Consider the following 23388-nt stretch of genomic DNA (forward strand, 5'->3'; position numbering starts at 1 on the left):
ATGAAACCCTCTTAGAACCGTTCTGGCACTGTTTCATGATCTCTCTTAGTTAGGTTGCCGGCGAGCCTTTTCCAAGCATTTAGGCACGCCTCGATGTCGGATTCGCTACTCGACCAGCCGAGACTGATGCGTATGGCCGACTGTGCAAGTTCCGGACCGTACCCCATCGCCTGCAGCACGTGCGACGGCTGCACCTTGCCCGACGAGCACGCCGAGCCCGACGACACCGCAACCCCGGCGAGGTCGAAGCCGATCACGGCCGTCTCCGCGCGCAGTCCCGGGACGGCGAACAGCGTCGTGTTCGGCAGCCGGGCGACGGATTCGGCGATCACGAAGCCGCCGAGGCTGCCCTCGGTCTGCCTCAAGCCTTTCTCGAGCCGATCGCGGAGTTCTTCCACGCGCGCCATATCCTCCACCATGGTCGGCAGCGCGGCCGAAACCGCCGCCCCGAATCCAGCAATCCCTGCGACATTCTCGGTGCCGGCCCTCCGGCCGAACTCCTGCCCGCCCCCGCGCAGCAGCGGCTCGAGCCCTTGCACGTCCGCGCCGAGCACCAGGGCCCCGACGCCTTTCGGTCCGCCGATCTTGTGCGCAGACAGCGACATCAATTCGGCGCCCAACTCTTTGATCCGCAACGGCACCTTGCCTAGCGCCTGGATCGCATCGACGTGCAGCATGCCGCCCGCGGCGTGAACAATTTCAGATGCCTGCTCCACCGGTTGCAGCGCTCCGGTCTCGTTGTTGGCGAGCATCAGCGACATCAGCGCCGGTGGCCCTTCCGCGAGAAGCTGTCGCAAGTGATCGAGGTTGAGAACGCCTTCAGGTGTCACTTCAACCACTTCAATCTGCTCGCGAGCAAACCGCCCGCCGCTCAGCACCGCGGCGTGCTCGATGGCCGAAACCAGCAGCCGCTCAACAGGTTGGGAACCGATGCGGAGACCCGGCGTGAGCGCAAGCATAATCGCCTCGGTGCCGCCGGAAGTGAACACAACGTCACGCGCCGAAGCTCCGACTGCTGCCGCCACCGCCGCCCGTGCCTGCTCCACCAGTCCCCGCGCCGCCCGGCCTTCGGCGTGGATCGATGACGGATTGCCCGCCAGCTCCAGCGCAGCCGTCATCGCCGCCAGGGCCTCCGGCCGCAGCGGTGTGGTGGCATTCCAATCGAGATACACGCGTTTGCTGGTCACCCAGTCAGCTTCCCTTGTTCCATGTCGCACATTCCGTGTCGCAATACCTGCACCGGAAATCCTGTAGGCGTTCAATATGCTTGCATTTGGCCCTGCGCCCTATGCTAGAACGCAACTCCCCGTTCATCCGGCCAAATGCCAGACCCGCACGACGGCGTCAGGCGGCCGATGCTGTGCAAGCCCGGTGCGCACCTGACGCGCCAGGCCAGATGCCAAGATGTCTACCAAGGATCGCTGATGCCTGAAGTTATTTTCACCGGTCCGGCGGGCCGCCTCGAAGGCCGCTATCACCCCGCCAAGCAGAAGAACGCCCCGATTGCGATGGTGCTGCATCCGCACCCGCAGTTCCGCGGCAACATGAACCACCCGATCGTCTATCAGGTGTATTACGCCTTTGTGGCCCGCGGTTTCTCGGTGCTGCGCTTCAATTTCCGCGGCGTCGGCCGCAGCCAGGGCTCGTTCGACCACGGCACCGGCGAATTGTCCGATGCCGCCTCGGCGCTCGACTGGGCCCAGACCATCAACCCCGAGGCCCGCGCCTGCTGGGTCGCCGGCTTCTCGTTCGGCGCCTGGATCGGCATGCAGCTGTTGATGCGCCGGCCCGAGGTCGAAGGCTTCATCTCGATCGCCCCGGAACCGAACCGCTACGATTTCTCGTTCCTGGCGCCCTGCCCGTCGTCCGGCCTGATCGTCCACGGCGAGAAGGACATCGTCGCCCCGGCCAAGGACGTCAACACGCTGGTCGAAAAGCTGAAGACCCAGAAGGGCATCGTCATCGACCAGCAGACCATCCCCGGCGCCAACCACTTCTTCGAGGACAAGATGGAGCCGCTGATGGAGACGGTGACGTCCTATCTCGACATGCGGCTCGCCAACGTTCGCTGAAGCTTCCGTCATTGCGAGCGAAGCGAAGCAATCCAGCCCCGTGCCGTGCGCGCTGGATTGCTTCGCTGCGCTCGCAATGACTACCTAATTTACGGCCGCGCCAGCAGCCCACCGGTCATCGGGAACGCCACGCCGGTGGTCGCCGGATAGCTCAGCGGCAGACCCTTCAGGCCGCGGGCCGCCAAGAAGCCGAAGGCTTGCGCCTCCATCGCGTCCGCCGACCAGCCGAGCGCATCCGCGCTCTCGACCTGCGCCGGCGCCAGCCGCTCCCGCAGCATCCGCAGCATCGTCAGATTGCGCGCGCCGCCGCCGGTGATGATCACGCTGCGCGGCGGCTTCGGCAGCAGCGGCACGATCGCCGCGATCGCGCCGGCCGTGAATGCGGTCAATGTCGCCGCTCCATCCGCCGCCGACCAGTTTCCCAGCGCCAGCGCTGCAAAATCGTTGCGGTCGAGCGACTTCGGCGCGGGCTTGGCGAAGAATCGATGCTGCAGCGCCTGCGCCAGCCAGACTTGGTCGGCCGTGCCCTGAGCAGCCAGCCGGCCCTCGCAATCGAACGCCTGCCCCATCGTCCGCAATACGAAATCGTCGAGCAGTGCGTTGCCGGGTCCGGTATCGCAGGCGATCAGCGTGTCATTGCCATCGATGTAGGTGACGTTCGACACCCCGCCGATATTCACCACCAGCACCGGCCCGTCGCGACCAAGCGACTGCGCCAGCGCGCGGTGATACACCGGCACGAACGGTGCGCCCTGTCCGCCAGAAGCGACGTCGGCCGCGCGGAAGTCGTAGACAACCGGAATGTGAATGGCCTTCGCCAGCGCCTGCGCGTCACCGATCTGGACGGTGAGCTTTGACGCTGGACGATGCAGCACGGTCTGGCCATGGAAGCCAACGATATCAACCGTGTCGGCCGCGATGCCGTTGGACGCCGTGAACGCCGCGACGGCCTCCGCATGAGCGATCGTCACCGCGCGCTCGGCCTCGCCAAGACAGCCGGGCCGAGCGTCACGGCGCTCGAGCTGCGTCGCCTCGGCCAGCGCCTGGCGCAGCAGCGCGCGTTCGGGCTCGCTGTAAGGCCGATAGAACGAGGGGCCGAGTTCGGCCACCCGACGCCCATCGGTCTTGATCAGCGCGACGTCCACGCCATCCAGCGACGTCCCACTCATCAATCCAATCGCAGTCAGCATCATGGGCTATGCGCCTTTCCGAGCGCTGCGGAAGGTCCAACTTGTGTCAAACACGCAGTTCTTATAATGCCACACAGTAACCCGCCTGAAAGACCTTCCTGCACCACGCTTGGCGCGATCTGCGCCGAACGTGAAGGATCAGTGATCAGAGATCGATACAGATGGCCGCCTTTAAGTCAGATTTTATGAATGTGCTCCAAGAGCGGGGCTTCATTCATCAGATTTCCGACCCGGATTCGCTGGACGCGCTCGCCGCCAAGCGCGAGGTGGTGGCCTATGTGGGTTATGACTGCACCGCGGCCTCGCTGCATGTCGGTCACCTGCTGTCGATCATGATGCTGCATTGGCTGCAGGCGACCGGCAACAAGCCGATCGCCCTGATGGGCGGCGGCACCACCCGCGTCGGTGATCCGTCCGGCCGCGACGAGACCCGCAAGATCCTGACCTACGAGCAGATCGACGCCAACAAGGAGTCGATCAAGGGCACCTTCGCCAAGTTCATCAAATTCGGCGACGGCGCCAGCGACGCCCTGATGGCCGACAACGCCGAGTGGCTGACCAAGCTCAACTACATCGAGATGCTGCGCGACATCGGCCGCCACTTCTCGATCAACCGCATGTTGACGATGGATTCGGTGCGGATGCGGCTCGAGCGCGAGCAGGAGCTGTCGTTCATCGAATTCAACTACATGATCCTGCAGTCCTACGACTTCGTCGAGCTGGCACGGCGCTACAACTGCAATCTGCAGATGGGCGGCTCCGATCAGTGGGGCAACATCGTCACCGGCGTCGATCTCGGTCGCCGTATGGGCACGCATCAGCTGCACGCGCTCACTTGCCCGCTGCTGACGACGGCATCCGGCGCCAAGATGGGCAAGACTGCCGCCGGCGCGGTCTGGCTCAACGGCGACATGCTGTCGCCCTATGATTACTGGCAGTACTGGCGCAACACCGAGGACGCCGACGTCGGCCGCTTCCTCAAGCTGTTCACGCTATTGCCGATGGACGAGATCGAGCGACTGTCGAAGCTGCAGGGCGCCGAGATCAACGACGCCAAGAAGGTGCTCGCCACCGAGGCGACCGCGCTGATCCACGGCCGCGAAGCCGCGGAGAAGGCCGAAGCCACCGCGCGCACCACCTTCGAACAGGGCGGCACCGCGCAGGATCTGCCGAGCGTCGAGATCGCGCGTGCCGAACTCGACGCCGGCATCGGCGTGCTGGCCGCGTTCGCCGAGAAGGCCGGGCTCGTCGCCTCCAACGGCGAAGCGCGCCGCCAGATCAAGGCCGGCGGCCTCAAGGTCAACGACATCGCCGTGACCGACGAGAAGATGGCGCTGACCGCGGCCAATCTCACGGCCGACGGCGTCATCAAGCTGTCGATGGGCAAGAAGAAGCACGTGCTGCTGAAGCCTGCATAGCCCCATTCGCCGCAGGCGCTGTTCTTTTCCGGCGGAAACGCGCTCCATGGCGCAAACATCGCCGGGAAGAATCGCCTTTGCATCCCACCTCAACTTCGCGCGCGCCGCAACGCACCGGCCTCGCCGTGCTTGGCGTCTGCTTCGTGCTGTCGCTGCTCAGCCGCGGGCTCGGTGAAAGCTTCACCGTGTTCCTGCTGCCGATCTCGCAATCGTTCGGCTGGGACCGCGCCGAGGTGGTGTCGATCTATTCGCTGACGGCGCTGTGCACCGGCCTCGCCTCGCCGTTCGTCGGCCGGCTGTTCGATCGCTCTGGTCCGCGCGTCGTCTACATGCTCGGCCTGCTGCTGCTCGGCGGCGCGTTTCTCGGCGCGGCGATCGCCCAGCAGCTGTGGCAGTTGCAGATCGCAGTCGGCCTCTGCGTTGGGCTCGGCATCGCCTTGACCGGCAATGTGCCGAACTCGATCCTGCTCGGCCGCTGGTTCGGACCGCGGCTGCCGACCGCGATGGCGGTGGTGTACTCGGCGACCGGCGCCGGCGTGCTGCTGATGCTGCCGATCGCGCAGCTGCTGATCGATCGCTCCGGCTGGCGCGGCGCCTATGAGCTGCTCGGCGCCGCGATGCTCCTGCTGATCGTACCGCTGCTGATGCTGCCGTGGCGCCGCTATGCCGCCGGAACCGCCGGCCTATCGCCAGCCCCCACGCTCGAAGCGCCGGACGACGGCTGGACGCTGCGGCTGGCGATCCGCCATCACGCGTTCTGGGCGCTGTTCGCCACCTTCTTCTTCACCGCGATCGGCATGTACGCGATCTCCGCGCAGGTCGTCGCCTATCTGGTCGACGCCGGCTTCCCGCCGCTGCAGGCCGCGACCGCCTGGGGCTTTTCGGGCGTAGTGCTGGTGGTCGGCATGCTGAGCGTGAGCTGGCTCGACGGCGTGATCGGGCGACGGCCGTCGATCCTGTTCAGTTACGCGATCTCGATCACCGGGATCGTGCTGCTGTGGCTGCTGCAATGGTACCCGAACTACGTGGTGCTGTCGGGTTTCGTGCTGTGTTTCGGCAGCATGATCGGCTCGCGCGGGCCGCTGATCACCGCCACCGCCATGAAGGTGTTTCGCGGCAAGCAGGTCGGGCTGATCTACGGCACCATCACGATCGGCAGCGGCCTCGGCTCGGCGTTCGGCTCATGGTGCGGCGGCCTGATCCACGACCTCAGCGGCAGCTACAATCCGCTGATCGCGTTCGCGTTGGTCGCCGTGCTGATCGGCATGATCCCGTTCCTGGTCGTGCCGGCGCTGCGGGAGCGATAACTCACAGCCATTGCGACGCACTCGCAGATAACGTCTGGCGCCGCTGCGACATCGCGTCGCCTGCAGCTCTGATCAGAAAATTGTGTTCCGAAGATTTGCGCTCGATCACATCGGCGCATCGGCGATGCCGCACATGATGCCGTCGTGGGTAGCTCGCGCCGCAGGATGCTGCGTGTCGCAGATTTTTCCGGGAGAGACCATGACCACGACCACCCTTGATACAGCCGACAAAAGCCCCCGGGAGTACGGCGCCCTCGCCGTCACCATCCACTGGGCCATCTTTTTTGCTGTGATCGCGCTGTTCGCGTCGATGAACTACGCGCACAGCCTCGACAAGGCCGACCCGCTGCGTCGTACGCTTTACGACTGGCACAAGGCGGTCGGCACCATCGTGCTCGGCGTCGCGGTGCTGCGCATTCTGTGGATCAATATCCACGGCGCGCCCGAGCTGGTGCCGTCGCCGCGGATCACCGAGGTGATCGCGCGGATCAGCCACGGCCTGCTGTATCTGTTGCTGATCGCCGTGCCCGTCACGGGCCTCGGTATGTCACTGTTCTCGGGACGCGGCGTCGATCTGCTTGGCATCCCGCCGCTGGCCAAGAACGAGGCGCTGGCCGGCGCGCTGCATGCGGCCCACGAACCGCTCTTCCTTGCCACCGTTGCGGTGGTGTTCATCCACATCGTCGGCGCGCTGTGGCACCAGTATTTCCGTCACGACGCCACGCTCGGCCGCATGGTGCCGTGGCTGCGGGCAAAGTAACCGCCCCACGTCATTGCGAGGAGGCGAAGCCGACGAAGCAATCCAGCGCCGTGCACTGCGCTGGATTGCTTCGCCTTCGGCTCGCAATGACGGAAATCTGCCGGTTTGTCAGTTCGGCGGCGTCGGGAAATCGACGTTGTTATTTTGCCGTCCGGTGTTGAACTCAAAGATCTTGCGCAGCACGCCGGGCGCCATGGCCGAGATCGGGTTGACGCGCAGCACCGGCTGGCCGGGCGTGCCGACCACTTCGTAGGTGACGCCGATCAGCCCCTCGTTGCTGCCGCCGCCGAGGAACAGCCCGACGATCGGGATCTGGCCGAACATGTTGTTCAGCCCGTACATCGGCACGAAGGTGCCGCTCATCCGGACCTGATTGGCCGGATAGTCGATCGAGCCCTCGATCGTCGCGCCGATCGTCGGCCCCTTCACCACGCCGTCGCGCACCGTGAGCTGGCCGTTCTGGCGGGTAAACTCAGCGCGCAGCCGCGAGAACCCGATGCCGGCGGCGGCGCCACCCGGTGCGCCGGCAGCGGCCCGCTCTAGCGCCGCCTCACCCTTCACGGTGAAGTCACGCACGTTGATCAGGCCTTCCTTCTCGCGCGACTCGGCCCCCGGCGGCTCGAGCGCCAGCGCGAGCTGGCCGCCATACATTTTCGAATACGTATCGGCGAAGCGGAAGAACGCGCCGGCATCGTTGGTCTCGAGATAGACCACCTCGCGGCCTTTGTTCTTGCCGCGCAGATCGGCGGTGATCGGGGTGTCGCGGCCGATCTTGCCGTTGAAACTGAAGGAGCGGAACGCGCCGTTGCGGCGGACCATCTTGACGTCGACGGCGCGCAGCGCCTCGCCGGAATAGCCGGCGACCGCGCCGAGCTTGAGGTCGAGATCGAAGTCGAGGCTCTTGGACTTGCTCTTCGGCTCGGCCTGCGTACCCGACAGCGCCGACTTGATGAAGCCGCGGCCGTCGAACACGTCGCCGCGCATCACCACCTTGAGCACGCCATCCGGACCGCGGTCGGCCTTCAGCGTGGTCTTGTCGCCCTCGGACGGCGAATACACCGGGAAATTGGCGTTGATGATGTCGCCGTCCTCGTCGATCTCGAGCGAACCCTTGATCAGCGTGCCGCTGCCTTCGATCTGAATATCCTCGAGCCGGGTCGACTGCGGCTTCTTGACGACGTTGAAGGTGGCGCGACCGGACTTGCCGGTCTGCTTGGTCCAGCCCGGCAGCACGTTGTCGAATTTCATCGCGGTGAGATCGATGTCGAGACCGAGTTTGGTGTCCTGCTCGTTGTCGCCCATCTTGCCGGCCAGCTTCACCGGCATGGCGCCGCTCACAGCCGGGCCGAGATCGAAGCCGAGCTTGGCGCGGCTGGCATCGTCGAGCGTTGCCTGCAGCTTGACGTCGGCATCACCATCGGTCGGCTTGCGATAGTCGAGCGTCGCCGCCTGGCCGTTGATCTTGACGTCGCCTTTGACCTGATAGCCCTGATTGTTGGCGACCAGCTTCAGCGTGTTCGCCTCGAGCTTCTGCCCCATCACCAGCTTGTCGCCGGAGAAGCCGGTCAGATCCGCGGCGATCGTGTAGGTCGTGTCGGCTTTGGTCAGTTCGCGCTGGATCGGCATGCCGAGCGCAATCTGTGCGGTGACATTGCCCTTGGTGGCGGCCGGATCGATCGGCACGTTGCTGACATCGCTCAGCCGCCCGGACGACAGCACTTCGGCGACGGCGGGCACCGGCGCCTCGAGCTTGAATTTGATCCGGGACGGCGAAGGCTTCGGCGCCATGTCCGGCACCTCGAACAGCACGTCGGAAATCGCCACGCGTCGGCCGCTGGCCGTCTCCGCGTTGGCCTGCGCGATCGCGACCGTCGCGGTGCGACCGGTGACGCGCACCCGCATGTCGGCATCACGCACCGATGGCAAGCCATCGACCGGATGGATCGTGGCGCCATTGCCGATGATGTTCACCAGCAAGCCCTCGTCGGGGATCGGCGGTCCGCGCCGCGACAGGTTCTTCACCGGCGAGTTGACCGCGATGTCGATACTCTGGATCGAGCCCTTGTCGATCCGCTCGTTCACCCATTCACGGACTTCAGGCACGACCAAAATCGGCCAGATCCGCTTCAGAGCGGACACCGACATCGGCGTGCCGGCGAAGCCGAGCTTCAGCCGCGGCTCCCCCGAATAGTCGATGCTGCCCGACCCGGCGACGCCGATCTCGCCATTGTTGAAGTCGGCCTGCGTCAGCAGCACCCGGCGATTATCGGTGTCGAAACGAACCTGCACCGCAATGCGGTTGAAGATCAGCGGCTGCTCGCCCTCGATGCCGGGCAGCACGATCGTCCCGCCGGATAGGCCGAGCCGCCAGTCGTTGACGTCGCCGTTCGGTGGTTCGAGCGACGCCAGCAGGGTCACCCGATTGGGCCCCGCGATCACCTTGAGCGGCACCATCAGCACGCGCCGATTGGCATCCCATTCGAAGCTGAATTCCGCCTGATCGATCGCCATCGGATAGTCAGGCGTATCGTAGTCGATCAGCGTGCCGGCCCCGGCCACCAGCTTGCCGCGCAGATAAGTCGGCACACCGTCGCGGCCGAGTTCGCCGCGCAGATCGCCCGTCAGAGGAAAATCAGCGCCATAGGTCAGGTTCTTGAGGCGCAGCGCCAGCAGGATGTTGCGGGTCGGCACCTGATTGGCGTGTACTTCCACGGCCCGGACGCCATCGTGCGGGGGGCCGACCTGCACCCGCAGCGACCACGCCTTGCGGCCCTCCTCGCCGAGGCTCAGCGCGACGCCGCCGCGGCTCGGCCGACGCAGGCTGAGGCTGATGTTCTCGAAATTCCAGCGATTGCCGCGCTGCTGATCGTCGACGACGAGGTTGCCGTTCTTCAGGCCGATTTCGTCGAGATTCTGGCCGTCGAGGCCGGTCAGGCTGAGACTGTCGAGCCAGTCCAGCCCCGCCAGCAGGCTCTTCATCGCTTCGCCATTGTCGGCGGCGGGCGGGCCGGCCGGCGGCACGACGCTGTCCGGCGCCGTGCTTCCCGGCGTTGCGGCGGGTGGCTGAACCGGAAGCGTGAATTCCGGCGGCTTGCGGGTTGATGCAACGCCGGTGGCCAGCGGCCGGGCCGTGTCACCAGTGGATACGGTCACCTGCCCGTCGGGGGTGATGCGAATGGCGAGTTCGGCATCGACCAGGCGCAGACTCTCGGCGCGTAACTTGCCGAGCAGCAATGCCGAGCCGGACAACCGGACTTCGGCTTTCGGAGCGCTCGCGACGATCACGTGATCATGGTCGCGCACGACGATGTCGCGAATCCGGACGGCAACGCGGATCCGTCCGACGCGCTCGATCTGGGTGCCGCCGACCTCGACCGTGTTGCCGTGGCCGATGTTTTGTTCGATCGCGTCGGCGAGCCAGGGCGTCGCCATATCGAGATTGATCGGCCCCGCCCCGAGCCGCAGCCACACGCCGCCGAACCCGGCCGCCAGCACAAAACCCACCACCACCAGCGTGATCAGCGTTCGCCGGAGCCAGGGCGTGCCGACCAACCGGTGCCGCCAGCGCCGCATCGAATCATCGACGCGGTCAAAGCCGAGATTGCGCCGCCTCAGCAGTTTGCGGGCCCGGTCGCGACACGCCTCTTCGTGCTCATGATCCCACTCGCCATCGTGCCAGCGATGGGCGTCCTCGTCCTGCCGGGAATGCGGGCCGGAAGCGTTGGGCGATGGGTAGTTGGCCATTGCCTCTCGTTGTGCGCGCTCGGTCGCAGTCTGATCGCCGAGGGAGGTTTGCGCGCCGACGCGCAGGAGACGCTCCTGTGGCGGCATTTCTGCCCGTCCTCGGTTGAACTGTTGACTCGTCACCGAGCCGGAAGGCCTACGTCACTATCGGGTGGCCGGGATGACGAATCCCTGCAACCATATCCTGAGGTAAACGGATTTGCCCAGCGATGCCGGTGCCGCAGCAACTTTCGCGAACCTCCGTTTGACCCGCCGAAAGCGACGAAAGGAAGGCGTATGTCCAAGCAAACGCGTGAGAATCCTGCGAAATCGGGATCGGCAAAGAAGTCCGCGGCGAAACCCGCCGCCGGTAAGCGGTCAGCCCCGGCCGCGAAAACCGCGGCCAAGCCGAAGGCCGGCGCTCCCGCCAAGGCTGCTGCTTCAAAGACTGCAACGGCCGCAATAGCCGAGGCAGCTGTCCTCCCCGAGGGCGCCAAGGCACCTGACTTCGCACTGCCCCGCGACGGCGGCGAGACCATCAGGCTGGCTGACTTTGCCGATCAGAAGCTGGTGATCTTCTTCTACCCGCGCGCCAATACCCCCGGCTGCACCAAGGAGGCGATCGACTTCACCCGGCTGAAGCCGGCATTCGCAAACTGCGACACCGCGGTGATCGGCGTATCCGCCGACTCGGTGAAGGCGCAGGCTTCGTTTCGCGACAAGCACAGCCTGGGGACGCCGCTGCTCTCGGACCCCACCCACCAGATGCTTGAAGCATACGGCGCCTGGGGCGAAAAATCATTGTATGGCCGCAAGTTCGAAGGGGTGCTTCGGACAACGGTTCTGATCGGACGGGACGGAAAGGTCGCTCGGATCTGGCGCAATGTGAAGGTCGACGGCCATGCCGACCAGGTCCTCGCCGCGGCGCAATTGCTGTGAACCTCTTTTCCGAAAATTAACCATGAGGGGGTCAAATCTGCCCGCGCGTTGAGCCGACGACCTGTTCCGTCGGCGCGGGAGTATCGATGTCCTACCGTCTAGGTTCCCACCCCGACCACCAGCCCCACGCCCCCCATCACGGCCGCCCGCAGCCGCCGCATCGCACGCCTCGGCCGCAATACCCGGCGCCCAAGCTGGCCCAGGCCGCGGTTGCAGAAGGCAGCAGCTACACCATCGCCCATGCGGGCAAGCAGGTCAGGATCGGCCCGGTGGTGTTCTGGATCGTGGTTGGCACCGTCGTGGCACTCGGCGTCTGGTCGGCCGCCACCGCCACCTACTTCGCGTTCCGCGACGACGTGCTGACCCGGCTGATCGCCCGCCAGGCCGAGATGCAATACGCCTATGAGGACCGTATCGCCGAGCTGCGCGCCAAGGTCGACCGCACCACCAGCCGGCAATTGCTCGACCAGGAGCAGTTCGACCAGAAGCTCGACCAGATCATGCGCCGCCAGAGCATGCTCGAATCGCGCGCCAACGCCCTGAACAGCCTGCCCGACGTCGCCGTGACCGGCAGCATCAAGAGCGGCCGCGGGGCCTCGGCCGAGGCCGCGCCGTCCGGGCCGCTGAAGCCCTCGCCGATCAATGACACCGTCATCTTCGTCGCGCCGCCCGACCGCGAGGCGCGGCTGGAATCGCGCACCCCCGCCACCATGCCGGCGCTGCCGAACACCCAATATGCCAAGGCGCAGGGCGTCGGTACCGCGCTGTCCAAGCTCGACCAGTCGCTCGATCAGGTCGAGCGCCGCCAGATCGCCCTGCTGGGCTCGGTGGAAGAATCGTTCGACTCCCGTGCTCGCCGGATGCGCGGCGTGCTGACCGACCTCGGCCTCGACGCGCGCGGCATCGAAGCCGCCGCCCCGCGCGGCGCAGGCGGCATCGGCGGCCCATTTGTGCCGGTGAAGGCCCCCAGCAGCAATGCCAGCGCGTTCGATCGCCAGCTCTACCGCATCAACATCAGCCGCGCCCAGCTCGACAAGCTCAACCGCGCGCTGACACTGGTCCCGTATCGCAAACCGGTACTTGGCGAGGTTGAATTCTCGTCGGGCTTCGGCGTCCGCACCGACCCGTTCCTCGGCCGTCCCGCGATGCACTCCGGTCTCGACTTCCGCGCCTCCACCGGCGACCCGGTCCGCGCCACCGCGATCGGCAAGGTGGTGAACGCCGGCTGGCAGGGTGGCTACGGCCAGATGGTCGAGATCGACCACGGCAACGGCCTGTCGACCCGCTACGGCCATTTGTCGAAGATCATCGCCAAGGTCGGCCAGAGCATCCAGATCGGCCAGGTGATCGGCGAAGTCGGCTCCACCGGCCGCTCGACCGGCCCACATCTGCACTACGAAACCCGCATCGACGGCGAAGCCGTGGATCCGCAGAAATTTTTGCGGGCGGGGGTCAGGCTGGCGGGGGCAAACTAACGTGGTCGCGGTGGCTTACTTGCTACCGCGAATGGTGTAGTCCGCCATCGCTGCCCAGTCTCGATCGCCCATGCCGGCATCGACCGTCTCAGACATCTGCCGGTGCACCGCTCCCAGCATCGGCAGTTGCCGGCCCGCCTGCTCGGCGGCCTCCGTGGCCAGACGAAGATCCTTCAGTCCCAACGTGGCCTTGAAGCCGGGGTGATACTTTCCTTCCGCGATAATCTTCGAATACACCAGATAGGACCGCGCGCCGAACAGCGTACCGAGAATCAGTTCGAAGAACTTCTCTCGCGGCAATCCATTCGCCTCGGTGATCACCACGCCTTCGGCCATCGCCTCGATCGCCATGGTGATCATCATGTTGCAGGCGACCTTCGCGGCATTCGCGGTCGGCGCCTCCGGTCCCATGTCCCAGATCTTGCCGCCGATGACATCGAGCACCGGGCGCACTGCCTCCACGGCCTCAGGCGGACCGCCCACCAGCACGTTGAGCTGGCCTGCAGCGGCGACATCAGGCCGTCCGAGCACGGGCGCTGACACATAAGAGATCCCGACGGCCTGATGCGCCGACACCAGCTCGCGCGCGAACGCCACCGAGATAGTCGAGTTGACGACATGGACGAGTTGCTTGCCCGCTTTGGCGAGCGCGCCGCTATCGAGCAACACCGACCGGATCACGGCGTCCTCGGATAGCATCGTCAGCGCGACATCGCCTTGCAACGCTTCGACCGGCGACGCGACCATGGTGACGCCTTCGATTTCGCCGCCGGAGCGATTCCATGCTTTCACCTGATGACCCGCAGCGACCAGATTGCGTGCCATCTCACGCCCCATCGCGCCGAGGCCGATCACGCCGATATCCATTGCCCGCTCTCCTGTTGGGTATTGTCGATCAGGAGCTGACTGCCGCCCCTGCTCTGCAACAGGTGGTGCGCGTCCGCCTCGACAGAACACACAGCTTCGCGTCCCGGCTATGCTCCACGCCAGCAACCAAGCTTATGTCGATGCGATCAAATAGTCTCGGCAGCGGCGCGCCGTGACTCCACAACGAAGCGGCGATCCGCTGAACTAATCCACGTCCTCGACGCTGCCCGGCCCGGTCCCGAACGCCCTCTGCGCCAAGGTCGCGGCCATGAATTCGTCGAGGTCGCCGTCGAGTACGCCGGCGGTGTCGGAGGTTTGCACGCCGGTGCGCAGGTCCTTGACCATCTGATACGGCTGCAGGACGTAGGAGCGGATCTGGTGGCCCCAGCCGATTTCGGTCTTGGCAGCCTGATCGGCGGCCGCCTGCTCTTCGCGCTTCTTCAACTCGATCTCGTACAGCCGCGCGCGCAGCATGTCCCACGCCTGGGCACGGTTCTTGTGCTGCGAGCGGCCGGCCTGGCACACCACAGCGACACCCGTCGGAATATGCGTCAGCCGCACGGCCGACTCAGTCTTGTTGACGTGCTGGCCGCCGGCGCCGCCCGACCGCATGGTGTCGACCCGGACGTCGGACTCCGCGATGTCGATCTTGATCGAGTTGTCGATCACCGGGAAGATCTGCACGCTCGAGAACGAGGTGTGGCGGCGGGCGTTCGAATCGAACGGCGAAATGCGGACGAGGCGATGCACGCCGGCTTCGGTCTTCAGCCAGCCGTAAGCGTTGTGGCCGGAGATCTGAATCGTCGCCGATTTGATGCCCGCCTCTTCGCCCTCCGATTCTTCGAGATACTCGATCTTGAAACCGTGCTTCTCGGCCCAGCGCGTGTACATCCGCAGCAGCATCGAGGCCCAGTCCTGGCTCTCGGTGCCGCCGGCGCCGGCGTGGACTTCCAGATAAGTGTCGAACTTATCGGCTTCGCCGGACAACAGCGCTTCCAGCTCGCGGCGCGCGACTTCCTTCTTCAGCGCCTTGAGCGCGTTCTCGGCTTCCTTGACGATGCCCTCGTCGCCCTCGGCTTCACCGAGTTCGATCATCTCGACATTGTCGGTCAGCTCACGCTCGACCTTGCCGATACCGGTCAGCGCGTCCTCCAGCGAGGTGCGCTCCTGCATCAGCCTTTGAGCCTTCTGCGGATCGTTCCAGAGGTCGGGATCTTCGGCGAGCTTGTTCAGCTCCGCGAGGCGGATGGTCGACTGATCGACGTCAAAGATGCCTCCTCAGCAGCCCGACTGACTGCTTGATCTCTTCGACGAGGCGTTCAATTTCTGAGCGCATGGAAACTCTGATGAAGTGGCAACGCGGCCGACGCGGCCGCAGGCGTTGAGACGCGATTTAACGGGCGACGCGGCAAAGCGCAATCGCCCGTTGGATCGGAAGGCGGTCAGTAAAGTCCGCCGGTGCCGGGGCGGAAGAAGCCGCGGTCGTCGGGCGGCGCCATCTGTTGCTGGCGGCCGTCGGCGTCGGCGACGCCGATCACCGAGTAATTGTCCGGCGGCGCGGTGCCCGGCTTGAACGCCTCGAGGATGGTGCGGCCATCGCCCGGGCCGGCGCGCATCCCGCTCTTGGCATCGACACGAATCAGCTTGATGCCGGCCGGAACGCGGAACGGCACCGCCGGCTTGTCGGCCAGCGCAAGCTTGAAGAAATCCTTGGCGACCGGCGCGGCGAGATGGCCGCCGGTGGCGCCGCGGCCGAGATTGCGCGGCTTGTCGTAGCCGAAATAGATGCCGACCACGAGGTCCGGCGAGAAGCCGATGAACCACGCATCCTTCTCGTCATTGGTGGTGCCGGTCTTGCCGGCGATCGGCTTGCCGACTTCGCGCACCACGGTGGCGGTGCCGGCCTGCACAACGCCTTCCATCATCGACGTGATCTGATAGGCCGTCATCGCGTCGATCACCTGCTCGCGGCGGTCGACCAGTTGCGGCTCCGGCTGGTTCTTCCAGCCTTCCGGTGCTTCGCAGCCGCGGCATTCGCGGGCGTCGTGCTTGAAGATGGTGTGTCCGTAGCGGTCCTGGATGCGGTCGATCAGCGTCGGCTTCACCCGTCGGCCGCCATTGGCGAACATCGAATAGGCCGTGACCATCCGCATCACCGTGGTTTCACCGGCGCCGAGCGCATAAGACAGATAGTTCGGCAGCTCGTCATAGACGCCGAACCGCTTGGCGTACTCGCCGATCAGCGGCATGCCGATGTCCTGCGCCAGCCGCACCGTCACGGTGTTGAGCGAGCGCTGCAGCGCGTTGCGCAGCGTGGTCGGGCCGTAATACTTGCCGGTCGAGTAGTTCTCCGGCCGCCACACGCCGACGCCCTGCCCCTGATCGATTTCGATCGGCGCGTCGATCACCACGGTTGAAGGTGTGTAGCCGTTGTCCATCGCGGCCGAGTAGACCAGCGGCTTGAACGACGAGCCGGGCTGCCGATAGGCCTGAGTGGCGCGGTTGAACTGGCTCTGATCGAACGAGAAGCCGCCGACCATGGCCAGCACGCGGCCGGTCCACGGATCCATCGCCACCATCGCGCCCGATACTTCAGGGATCTGCCGCAGCCGGTACTGCCCGTCGACGATCTTGCCCTCCTTGTCGAGCAACGGATCGGCGTAGATCACGTCCCCCGGCGACAGCACCTGCGATACGGTGCTCGGCGTCCGCCCGCGCTGCGGGCCGGTCGCGGCCTTGGCCCAACGCACGCCGTCGAGCGAAATCAGTCCGGTCTCGCGCTGCTTCGACACCGCGCCGCCGAGCTCACGTCCCGGCTGGAAGCCAATCCGCGCCGACTGATCGGACGTCTCCAGCACCACCGCCATCCGCCACGGCGAAATGTCGGACAGCGACTTGACCTCGGCGAGCTTCACGCCCCAGTCACCGCTGATGTCGAGCTTGGTCGCCGAGCCACGCCAGCCCTGCGCCTCGTCGAACTTGACCAGACCGGCCGTCATGGTCCGACGCGCCTCGACCTGCAGCTTCGGGTCGAGCGTCGCGCGCACCGACAGGCCGCCTTCATACAGCTTCTTCTCGCCGTAGCGCTCGAGGATGTCGCGGCGGACCTCCTCGGCGAAATACTCGCCCGCGAAGGTGTGGGCGCCGGTGCCGCGGGTGGCGACTGCGAGCGGTTCCTTGCGGGCCTTGTCGGCATCGGCCTGCTTGATCCAGCCGTTCTCCAGCAGGCGGTCGATCACGTAGTTGCGGCGCTCGACCGCGCGGTCGTGATTCTTCACCGGGTGCAGCGAAGACGGAGCCTTGGGCAACGCCGCCAGATAGGACGCTTCGGCGACCGTCAATTCGTTGACCGATTTGTCGAAATACACCAGCGAGGCGGCCGCGATGCCATAGGCGCCGAGGCCGAGATAGATCTCGTTGAGATACAGCTCGAGGATGCGGTCCTTGGAATAGGCCCGCTCGATGCGCATCGCCAGCAACGCTTCTTTGATCTTGCGGGTGAACGACACCTCGTTGGTCAGCAGGAAGTTCTTCGCCACCTGCTGGGTGATGGTCGAGGCGCCCTGCGGCCGGCGATTCGAGCCGATATTCTGCGCATACAACACCGCCGCGCGCGCCATGCCCGAATAGTCGATGCCGCCGTGCTCGTAGAAATTCTTGTCTTCAGCGGCGAGGAAGGCGTTGATCACCAGCTTGGGCACCGCCTGGATCGGCAGGTACAGCCGCCGCTCCTTGGAATACTCACCGACCAGCGAGCCGTCCGAGGCGTGGACCCGCGTCATCACCGGCGGTTCATAATCTTGAAGCTGAGAGTAGTCCGGCAAGTCCTTGGAGAAGTGCCAGATCAACCCCGCCGCGGCGGCGACGCCGACGAGAAACACGATGGTCCCGGCCGCAAACAGAAAGCCGAAAAACCGCAGCAGGAAGCGCATCGATTGAGTTCCGTATCACGAGGACCGCGCGACGCGGCGAAATGTCCCTTGAACGAGATTGGCGCGGTCCGCAACCCTGAGATCATACGCGTCGGGAACGCCTTCATCCAAGCCGAAATCACGAACTGCACTGGCCGTCTTATAGAACTTGCGCTGTGGCCAAACTAGGGCCCAGCCTCGCCCGTCCGTGTCAGTCGGGCTTGCCGGCGGAGACGACCCGCTTGGCGAAGAACGAATCGATTGCCTGGGAGACGGCGCCGACCGTCCTGGTCCGCCACTGCTCCGACACCAGCTGCTGCAGGTCGCCCTTGTTGGAGACGTAGCCGAGCTCGAGCAGCACCGACGGCACGTCGGGCGCTTTGAGCACCCGGAAGCCGGCGGATTTCAGCGGGTTCTTGTGCAGCCGGGTCGTGCCCTTCATCTCCCGCATCAAGGTCCGGGCAAAGCGGTTGGAGAACGTCCTGGTTTCGCGCTGCGCGAGGTCGATCAGGATGTCGGCGACGTCGGTCGGCTCCTCGGTGAGGTTGACGCCGCCGATCGCGTCGGCCTTGTTCTCTGCATCGGCCAGCCGCTGCGCCTCGGCGTCGGAGGCCTTGTCGGACAGCGTGTAGATCGTCGCGCCCTGGGCGTCGCCTTCGCCCCGCGGCAGCGCATCGGCGTGAATCGACACGAACAGCGCGGCACCATGGCCACGGGCGATCTTCACCCGATCGTTCAGCGGGATGAAGGTGTCGTCGGCGCGGGTGAGCACCACCCGGTACTTGCCCCCCTTCTCCATCTGGTCGCGAAGCGCCAGGGCAAAATCCAGCACCAGCTGCTTCTCGGCAATGCCGCTGGCCGATTGGGTGCCGTTGTCGATGCCGCCGTGGCCGGGATCGAGCACCACCACCGGCCGCAGATCGTCCTTGGCGGCTTCGGTTTTGGCCGTTTCCACGCCGCGCGGCACGGAAGCCGTCGTCTCTGTTGCGCCGACGGTCGGACGCAGCTCTGGCCCCTTCTCGGCGCCGAGTTGCTCGGCAAAGGTGGCGCGGTCGACCGAATCGAGATCGATCACGAGCCGGGCCGGCTGACCGTTGGCCGGATCCAGCATCTCGGCTTTGGCGATCTTGGCCGGACCGTTCAGCTCGAGCACGATCCGCGATCCACCCGGCATCACCAGTCCGTAGCGAAATGCCTTGATCAAGCCGCGGCCGTTGCCGCCGGCGGCAGCCGGCAGGCGGAAATTGATCTGCGGCAGATCGATCACGACCCGATAAGGATCCGCCAGAGTGAAGGCGCGCATCGGCACCTTGGCGTCGAGGTCGACAATGAAGCGGGTTTGCGTGTCATCGCCGGCAATCCGGGCTTCGGACGCGATCGGAAAGCCGCCAGGCGTCGGCTCGGTGGCCTGCTCCAATCCAGTTGCTAGGCCGGCGGCCGGAGCGCACAGGAATGCTGCAGCGCAAACCACGAAGGCGCGGAACAAAACAAAATGATTTGCGCGCCCCTGCAAGGATTCGAGCCCCTCTCCGATCGACATCTACCGCAATAGAACTGCGTGGTTAATCGCCTCTTAAGCGCCCCGTTTCGATTACGTCGCAGTGTGACCGGCCGGCGACGCTCTCCTTGCAAGCGAGAGCCAATCCACGTATGTATCTGTTGCTGACGGTCTAATCCTCCGGTTGTGTCGCGTTCAGCCATTCGGTGCAGCGCCCGATCCCCCAATCTCAACATGCGGGATCTAGCGTTTTTCCGTCCCCTCCTCGCCAGCGCAGCGCGCGGCCAGGCAGGAGCGGCGGTGAGGCCCGAGCGGCGTCCGGTCCCCGGGCTTCTTCGTACCAGGGACGGTTCAGACTCTTCATGACCGATCCGTCCGGCCAAGGCCGGATGATCATGCCGGTGAGCGCTTCGGCGCCAGGCCGGTCCTTCAGCAAGAAGACAAGGCGGATGCTTTGCCGCCACTCGTTCAGACGGGCCGACGCTTAATGCGCCACAATGCGATGCCGAACCGGACCCACGTAAAGGCCGCGCCGCCGCGAAGCACCCGCTTCGCCACGCGCAACGCCTCGGGTCCCACGGCACGGCGCGGTGAGTCGCGTTTCGGCCTTCCCCTCACCCCCGAATCAGGTGGACCGTCGCGTTGTCCGGCCGCGCCCTCTGCGCTGGCCGTCTCGCGCGCTTTCTGCCGCCATGAGTTGAACAATGCCCAACAAGATGCTGATCGACGCCACCCACCCGGAAGAGACCCGGGTGGTCGTGGTCCGCGGCAACCGCGTCGAAGAGTTTGATTTCGAAACTGCCCAGCGCAAACAGCTGCGCGGCAACATCTACCTCGCCAAAGTCACCCGGGTCGAACCCTCGCTGCAGGCTGCCTTCATCGAATACGGCGGCAACCGCCACGGCTTCCTCGCCTTCAGTGAAATCCATCCCGACTACTATCAGATCCCGGTCGCCGACCGGCAGGCGCTGATCGAGGCCGACGAACGCGCCCATCGCGAGGCCGAAGAAGAAAGCGAGCAGCGCTCCAGCCGCCGCCGCTCGCGGCATCGCAGCCACCGCCGCCGCGGCAATGGCGAGCGCGTGCAGAGCGAGGTCATCGACGCCGAAGCTTCGGTCGAGCAGCCGCACGAGCACGGCGACGCCGGCCATGTCCACGCCCACGATGAACACGATCACGAGCACGGCCACGCCGATCACACGCACGATGATCACGGTCATGCCGATCACGATTCCGCCCATCATCAGCCCGCCGGTGACGCACTGACGCACGAGTCGTCGGCGCACGAGCTGCCGACGCACGAGTCCGGCGCCACCGCCGAAGCATCTGCGCCGGAGGCCGCGCACGCTGACGAACAGACGCCCGATCAGCCGTACGCTGCGCAGCAGCTTCAGGCCGAGCCTGCTCCGGCCATCGCTGCCGGAACCGCGGCGAGTGCCGAGCCGGCCGAAGCTGCCGCACCTGCCGCCGATACGCAGGCGTCGGACGAGCATGCGCCTCAGGATCATGCATCGGTTGAAGACACTTCCGGGCAGCCCGTTGCGGAGGACAGCAGCGGCTACGCCGAGGACGCCCCGTTCCCGCTCGCCGAGAGCGCGGAACACAGCGACGACGATGACGATCACGGCCATGCCGAGACGGCCGAGACCGAAGATGATAGTGAAGCGGACGTTGAAGACGCCGACGCTGACGACGATGAGGAAGACGACGACGCCGAGGAAGACATCGTCGAGTCCGTCGGTGGCGACGACGTGCTCGAGGAAGTGCCCGAGCGCGCATTCCGTCCTCGCCGCCAGTACAAGATCCAGGAAGTCATCAAGCGCCGCCAGGTGATGCTGGTGCAGGTCGTCAAGGAAGAGCGCGGCAACAAGGGCGCGGCGCTGACCACCTACCTGTCGCTGGCCGGCCGCTACGCCGTGCTGATGCCCAACACCGCCCGCGGCGGCGGCATCAGCCGCAAGATCACTTCGGCGCAGGATCGCTCGCGCCTGAAGGAAGTGGTGCAGGATCTCGACGTGCCGGAAGGCATGGGCATCATCCTGCGCACCGCCGGCGCCTCGCGCACCAAGCCGGAAATCAAGCGCGACTTCGAATATCTGATCCGGATGTGGGAGACGGTCCGCGACGTCACCCTGAATTCGCAGGCGCCGACGCTGGTCTACGAGGAAGGCTCGCTGATCAAGCGCTCGCTGCGCGATCTCTACAACAAGGAGATCGACGAAATTCAGGTCGCCGGCGAAGCCGGCTTCCAGGAAGCCCGCGACTTCATGCACATGCTGATGCCGTCGCAGGTCCGCGCGGTGAAGCTCTATCGCGACGGCCAGCCGCTGTTCTCGCGCATGGGGGTGGAGAGCCAGCTCGACGCGATGTTCTCGCCCACCGTGCAGCTTCGCTCCGGTGGCTACATCGTCATCAACCAGACCGAGGCGCTGGTCTCGATCGACGTCAACTCCGGCCGCTCGACCCGCGAGCACCACATCGAGGACACCGCGCTCAAGACCAACATGGAGGCCGCCGAGGAAGTCGCGCGGCAGCTCCGCTTGCGCGACCTCGCCGGCCTGATCGTCATCGACTTCATCGACATGGACGAAAAGCGCAACAACCGGGCGGTCGAGCGCAAGCTCAGCGACTGCCTGCGGCAGGATCGCGCGCGCATCCAGGTCGGCCGCATCTCGCATTTCGGCCTGCTCGAAATGTCGCGCCAGCGCATCCGCGCCAGCGTGCTGGAAAGCTCGACCGAGCCCTGCCCGCATTGCGGTGGCTCGGGCCACGTCCGCTCGGTCTCGTCGGTGGCGCTGCAGCTGCTGCGCGGTCTCGAAGAGATCCTGATGAAGGGCGCGACCCACAATCTGATCGTGCGCACCCGCGCCGATGTGGCGCTCTACGTGCTCAACCAGAAGCGCGGCCATCTGCGCGACCTGGAAACCGGCTTCAAGGTGTCGCTGTCGGTCCTGGCCGATCCGACCGTGTCGGGGCAGCAGTCCTTCGTGATCGACCGTGGCGAACAGGTGCACACGCTGGAGGCCGCGAAGGCGCTGCTGGCGGCGCAGGTCGCTGCGTCGCCACCGCAGCCCGAAGACATCTATGCCGACGACGAGGGTTACGAGTTCGAAGCCGAGATCGAGACCGACGAGACCATCGGCCTTGCCGACGAACAGGCCGGGGAAGCCAGCGAGGGTGAAGGCGGCGAGCGCAAGCGCAAGCGCCGTCGGCGTCGCCGCTCCCGCAATGGTGAAGGCCGCGAGGCCAGCGCCCCGCAGGAAGACGGCGAAGCAAACTTCACGCCCGAAGCCGGTGATGCGGAAACCTCTGCCGACGATGACGGCGAGGAAGCCGACGACGCTGCCGAAGGCGAAGGTGAAGCGCGCGCCGATCAGGCGAACGGCGAGCGCCGTCCGCGCCGCCGTGGCCGTCGCGGAGGCCGCCGCCGGCGTGGTGGCCCGGAGGGCGAGGAAACCGCCCTCGGTGCCACCGATGAATTCGGCGCGACGGATCAGGCGGAGGACGCTCATCCTGACGGCGATGCCACGCCGCCGTCGCCCGGCTCAGAGGCATCCGACGAGCCCTGGCTTGGCAAGCGGCACGAGGCGGATAGCGAGGACGAAGCTCCCGCTCCGCTCGCTCCAGCAGCCGTCGCAGCGCAGGTCGAGAGCTCAGAGAAGGTGCAGAGCGCCGAGCAGCCTTCGCCTGCTGCCGCACCAATCGCCAGCGAGCCTGCGCCGGTCGCGGCCGAGGAGACGCCGGCCGAGCGCCGCCGTCGCTCGACAGTGCGCGAGAAGGTGAACTTCGGCACCAGTTCGGAGCCGAAGCCGGAGGTCTCAACCCCGCTGGCGGTTGAGCCCGCAACGAATGACGCTGCAGCACCGGTAGAGACCGCGTCAGCCGATGCTGCGCCCCCTGCCCCGGCGCCCGAACCGCAAGTCTCGGCGGCCCCCGAACCGGAAGCCCCCCGCCGCGCCGGCTGGTGGTCCCGCCGCTTCGGCGGCGGCAACTAATCCGCCGCTCTGTTCCGACGAATTCCGAAGATGCCCGCGCTGGTCGCGGGCATTTTCATGTAGAAGGCAGATCGCACACGCGGGCCTTTCTGCAGCCACCTCGCTGAACGGCTTAGGCACCCCAGAGCGTCATCCTGAGGCGCCCGGCGCAGCCGGGCCTCGAAGGATGAGCCACAAGTCCCTGTGGCCGCATCCTTCGAGGCTCGCTGCGCTCGCGCCTCAGGATGACGATG

General features: G+C 65.9%; 14 protein-coding genes. 7 read left to right on the top strand and 7 right to left on the bottom strand.

Annotation, left to right across the window (positions count from 1 at the left end; translation table 11 throughout):
* Positions 1 to 11: 11 nt before the first annotated feature.
* Complete coding sequence (locus D4Q52_RS06310) at positions 12 to 1187, bottom strand: cysteine desulfurase family protein (protein ID WP_119855707.1); 1176 nt, start codon at positions 1185 to 1187, stop codon at positions 12 to 14.
* A 237-nt stretch (positions 1188 to 1424) separates the two neighbouring features.
* Between D4Q52_RS06310 and D4Q52_RS06315 the strand changes: the two genes are divergently transcribed.
* A complete protein-coding gene (locus D4Q52_RS06315) occupies positions 1425 to 2072 on the top strand; it encodes an alpha/beta hydrolase (protein WP_054161885.1) in 648 nt (215 codons plus the stop codon).
* 89 nt (positions 2073 to 2161) lie between these two features.
* Here the strand turns inward: D4Q52_RS06315 and D4Q52_RS06320 are convergent, their stop codons facing one another.
* Positions 2162 to 3265: an anhydro-N-acetylmuramic acid kinase gene (locus tag D4Q52_RS06320; RefSeq protein ID WP_119855708.1), complete on the bottom strand. Its 1104-nt coding sequence runs from the start codon at positions 3263 to 3265 to the stop codon at positions 2162 to 2164.
* A gap of 158 nt (positions 3266 to 3423) precedes the next feature.
* Here D4Q52_RS06320 and tyrS point away from each other — a divergent pair, with 158 nt between their 5' ends.
* From tyrS to D4Q52_RS06335, 3 genes are all read left to right on the top strand, one after another.
* Entirely contained in the window at positions 3424 to 4680 is a 1257-nt protein-coding gene (tyrS, locus tag D4Q52_RS06325; RefSeq protein ID WP_119855709.1) for a tyrosine--tRNA ligase, read from the top strand.
* A gap of 77 nt (positions 4681 to 4757) precedes the next feature.
* Positions 4758 to 5987: an MFS transporter gene (locus D4Q52_RS06330; protein WP_119855710.1), complete on the top strand. Its 1230-nt coding sequence runs from the start codon at positions 4758 to 4760 to the stop codon at positions 5985 to 5987.
* Positions 5988 to 6186: 199 nt separating this feature from the next.
* On the top strand, positions 6187 to 6747 hold the full coding sequence (locus D4Q52_RS06335) for a cytochrome b (protein WP_119855711.1): 561 nt from the start codon (positions 6187 to 6189) through the stop codon (positions 6745 to 6747).
* 108 nt (positions 6748 to 6855) lie between these two features.
* Here the strand turns inward: D4Q52_RS06335 and D4Q52_RS06345 are convergent, their stop codons facing one another.
* Complete coding sequence (locus D4Q52_RS06345; protein WP_119855713.1) at positions 6856 to 10578, bottom strand: DUF3971 domain-containing protein; 3723 nt, start codon at positions 10576 to 10578, stop codon at positions 6856 to 6858.
* Between the two features lie 189 nt (positions 10579 to 10767).
* On the opposite strand from D4Q52_RS06345, the gene D4Q52_RS06350 reads away from it, so the two are divergent.
* Both D4Q52_RS06350 and D4Q52_RS06355 read left to right on the top strand, forming a co-directional pair.
* Positions 10768 to 11409, top strand: a complete 642-nt coding sequence (locus D4Q52_RS06350; RefSeq protein WP_119855714.1) for a peroxiredoxin — start codon at positions 10768 to 10770, stop codon at positions 11407 to 11409.
* 86 nt (positions 11410 to 11495) lie between these two features.
* Entirely contained in the window at positions 11496 to 12884 is a 1389-nt protein-coding gene (locus D4Q52_RS06355) for a M23 family metallopeptidase (protein WP_119855715.1), read from the top strand.
* 15 nt (positions 12885 to 12899) lie between these two features.
* Here D4Q52_RS06355 and D4Q52_RS06360 read toward each other — a convergent pair whose 3' ends face one another.
* From D4Q52_RS06360 to D4Q52_RS06375, 4 genes are all read right to left on the bottom strand, one after another.
* Positions 12900 to 13751 carry an NAD(P)-dependent oxidoreductase gene (locus D4Q52_RS06360; protein ID WP_119855716.1) on the bottom strand — a complete coding sequence of 284 codons (852 nt, stop codon included), beginning with the start codon at positions 13749 to 13751 and terminating at the stop codon, positions 12900 to 12902.
* A 204-nt stretch (positions 13752 to 13955) separates the two neighbouring features.
* A protein-coding gene (prfB, locus tag D4Q52_RS06365) for a peptide chain release factor 2 (RefSeq protein ID WP_119855717.1) occupies positions 13956 to 15087 on the bottom strand; the annotation gives its coding sequence in 2 pieces (ribosomal slippage) (positions 13956 to 15017 and positions 15019 to 15087; 1131 coding nt in all).
* A gap of 106 nt (positions 15088 to 15193) precedes the next feature.
* The gene (locus D4Q52_RS06370) at positions 15194 to 17683 is read right to left on the bottom strand and encodes a penicillin-binding protein 1A (RefSeq protein ID WP_119855718.1); all 2490 of its coding nucleotides are present in this window, start codon (positions 17681 to 17683) and stop codon (positions 15194 to 15196) included.
* Between the two features lie 190 nt (positions 17684 to 17873).
* A complete protein-coding gene (locus D4Q52_RS06375) occupies positions 17874 to 19175 on the bottom strand; it encodes an N-acetylmuramoyl-L-alanine amidase (RefSeq protein WP_119855860.1) in 1302 nt (433 codons plus the stop codon).
* Between the two features lie 689 nt (positions 19176 to 19864).
* Here D4Q52_RS06375 and D4Q52_RS06380 point away from each other — a divergent pair.
* Entirely contained in the window at positions 19865 to 23155 is a 3291-nt protein-coding gene (locus tag D4Q52_RS06380; RefSeq protein WP_119855719.1) for an Rne/Rng family ribonuclease, read from the top strand.
* The last annotated feature ends 233 nt before the right edge of the window (positions 23156 to 23388 follow it).

Source organism: Rhodopseudomonas palustris (assembly GCF_003591005.1).
Lineage (GTDB): Bacteria > Pseudomonadota > Alphaproteobacteria > Rhizobiales > Xanthobacteraceae > Rhodopseudomonas > Rhodopseudomonas palustris_K.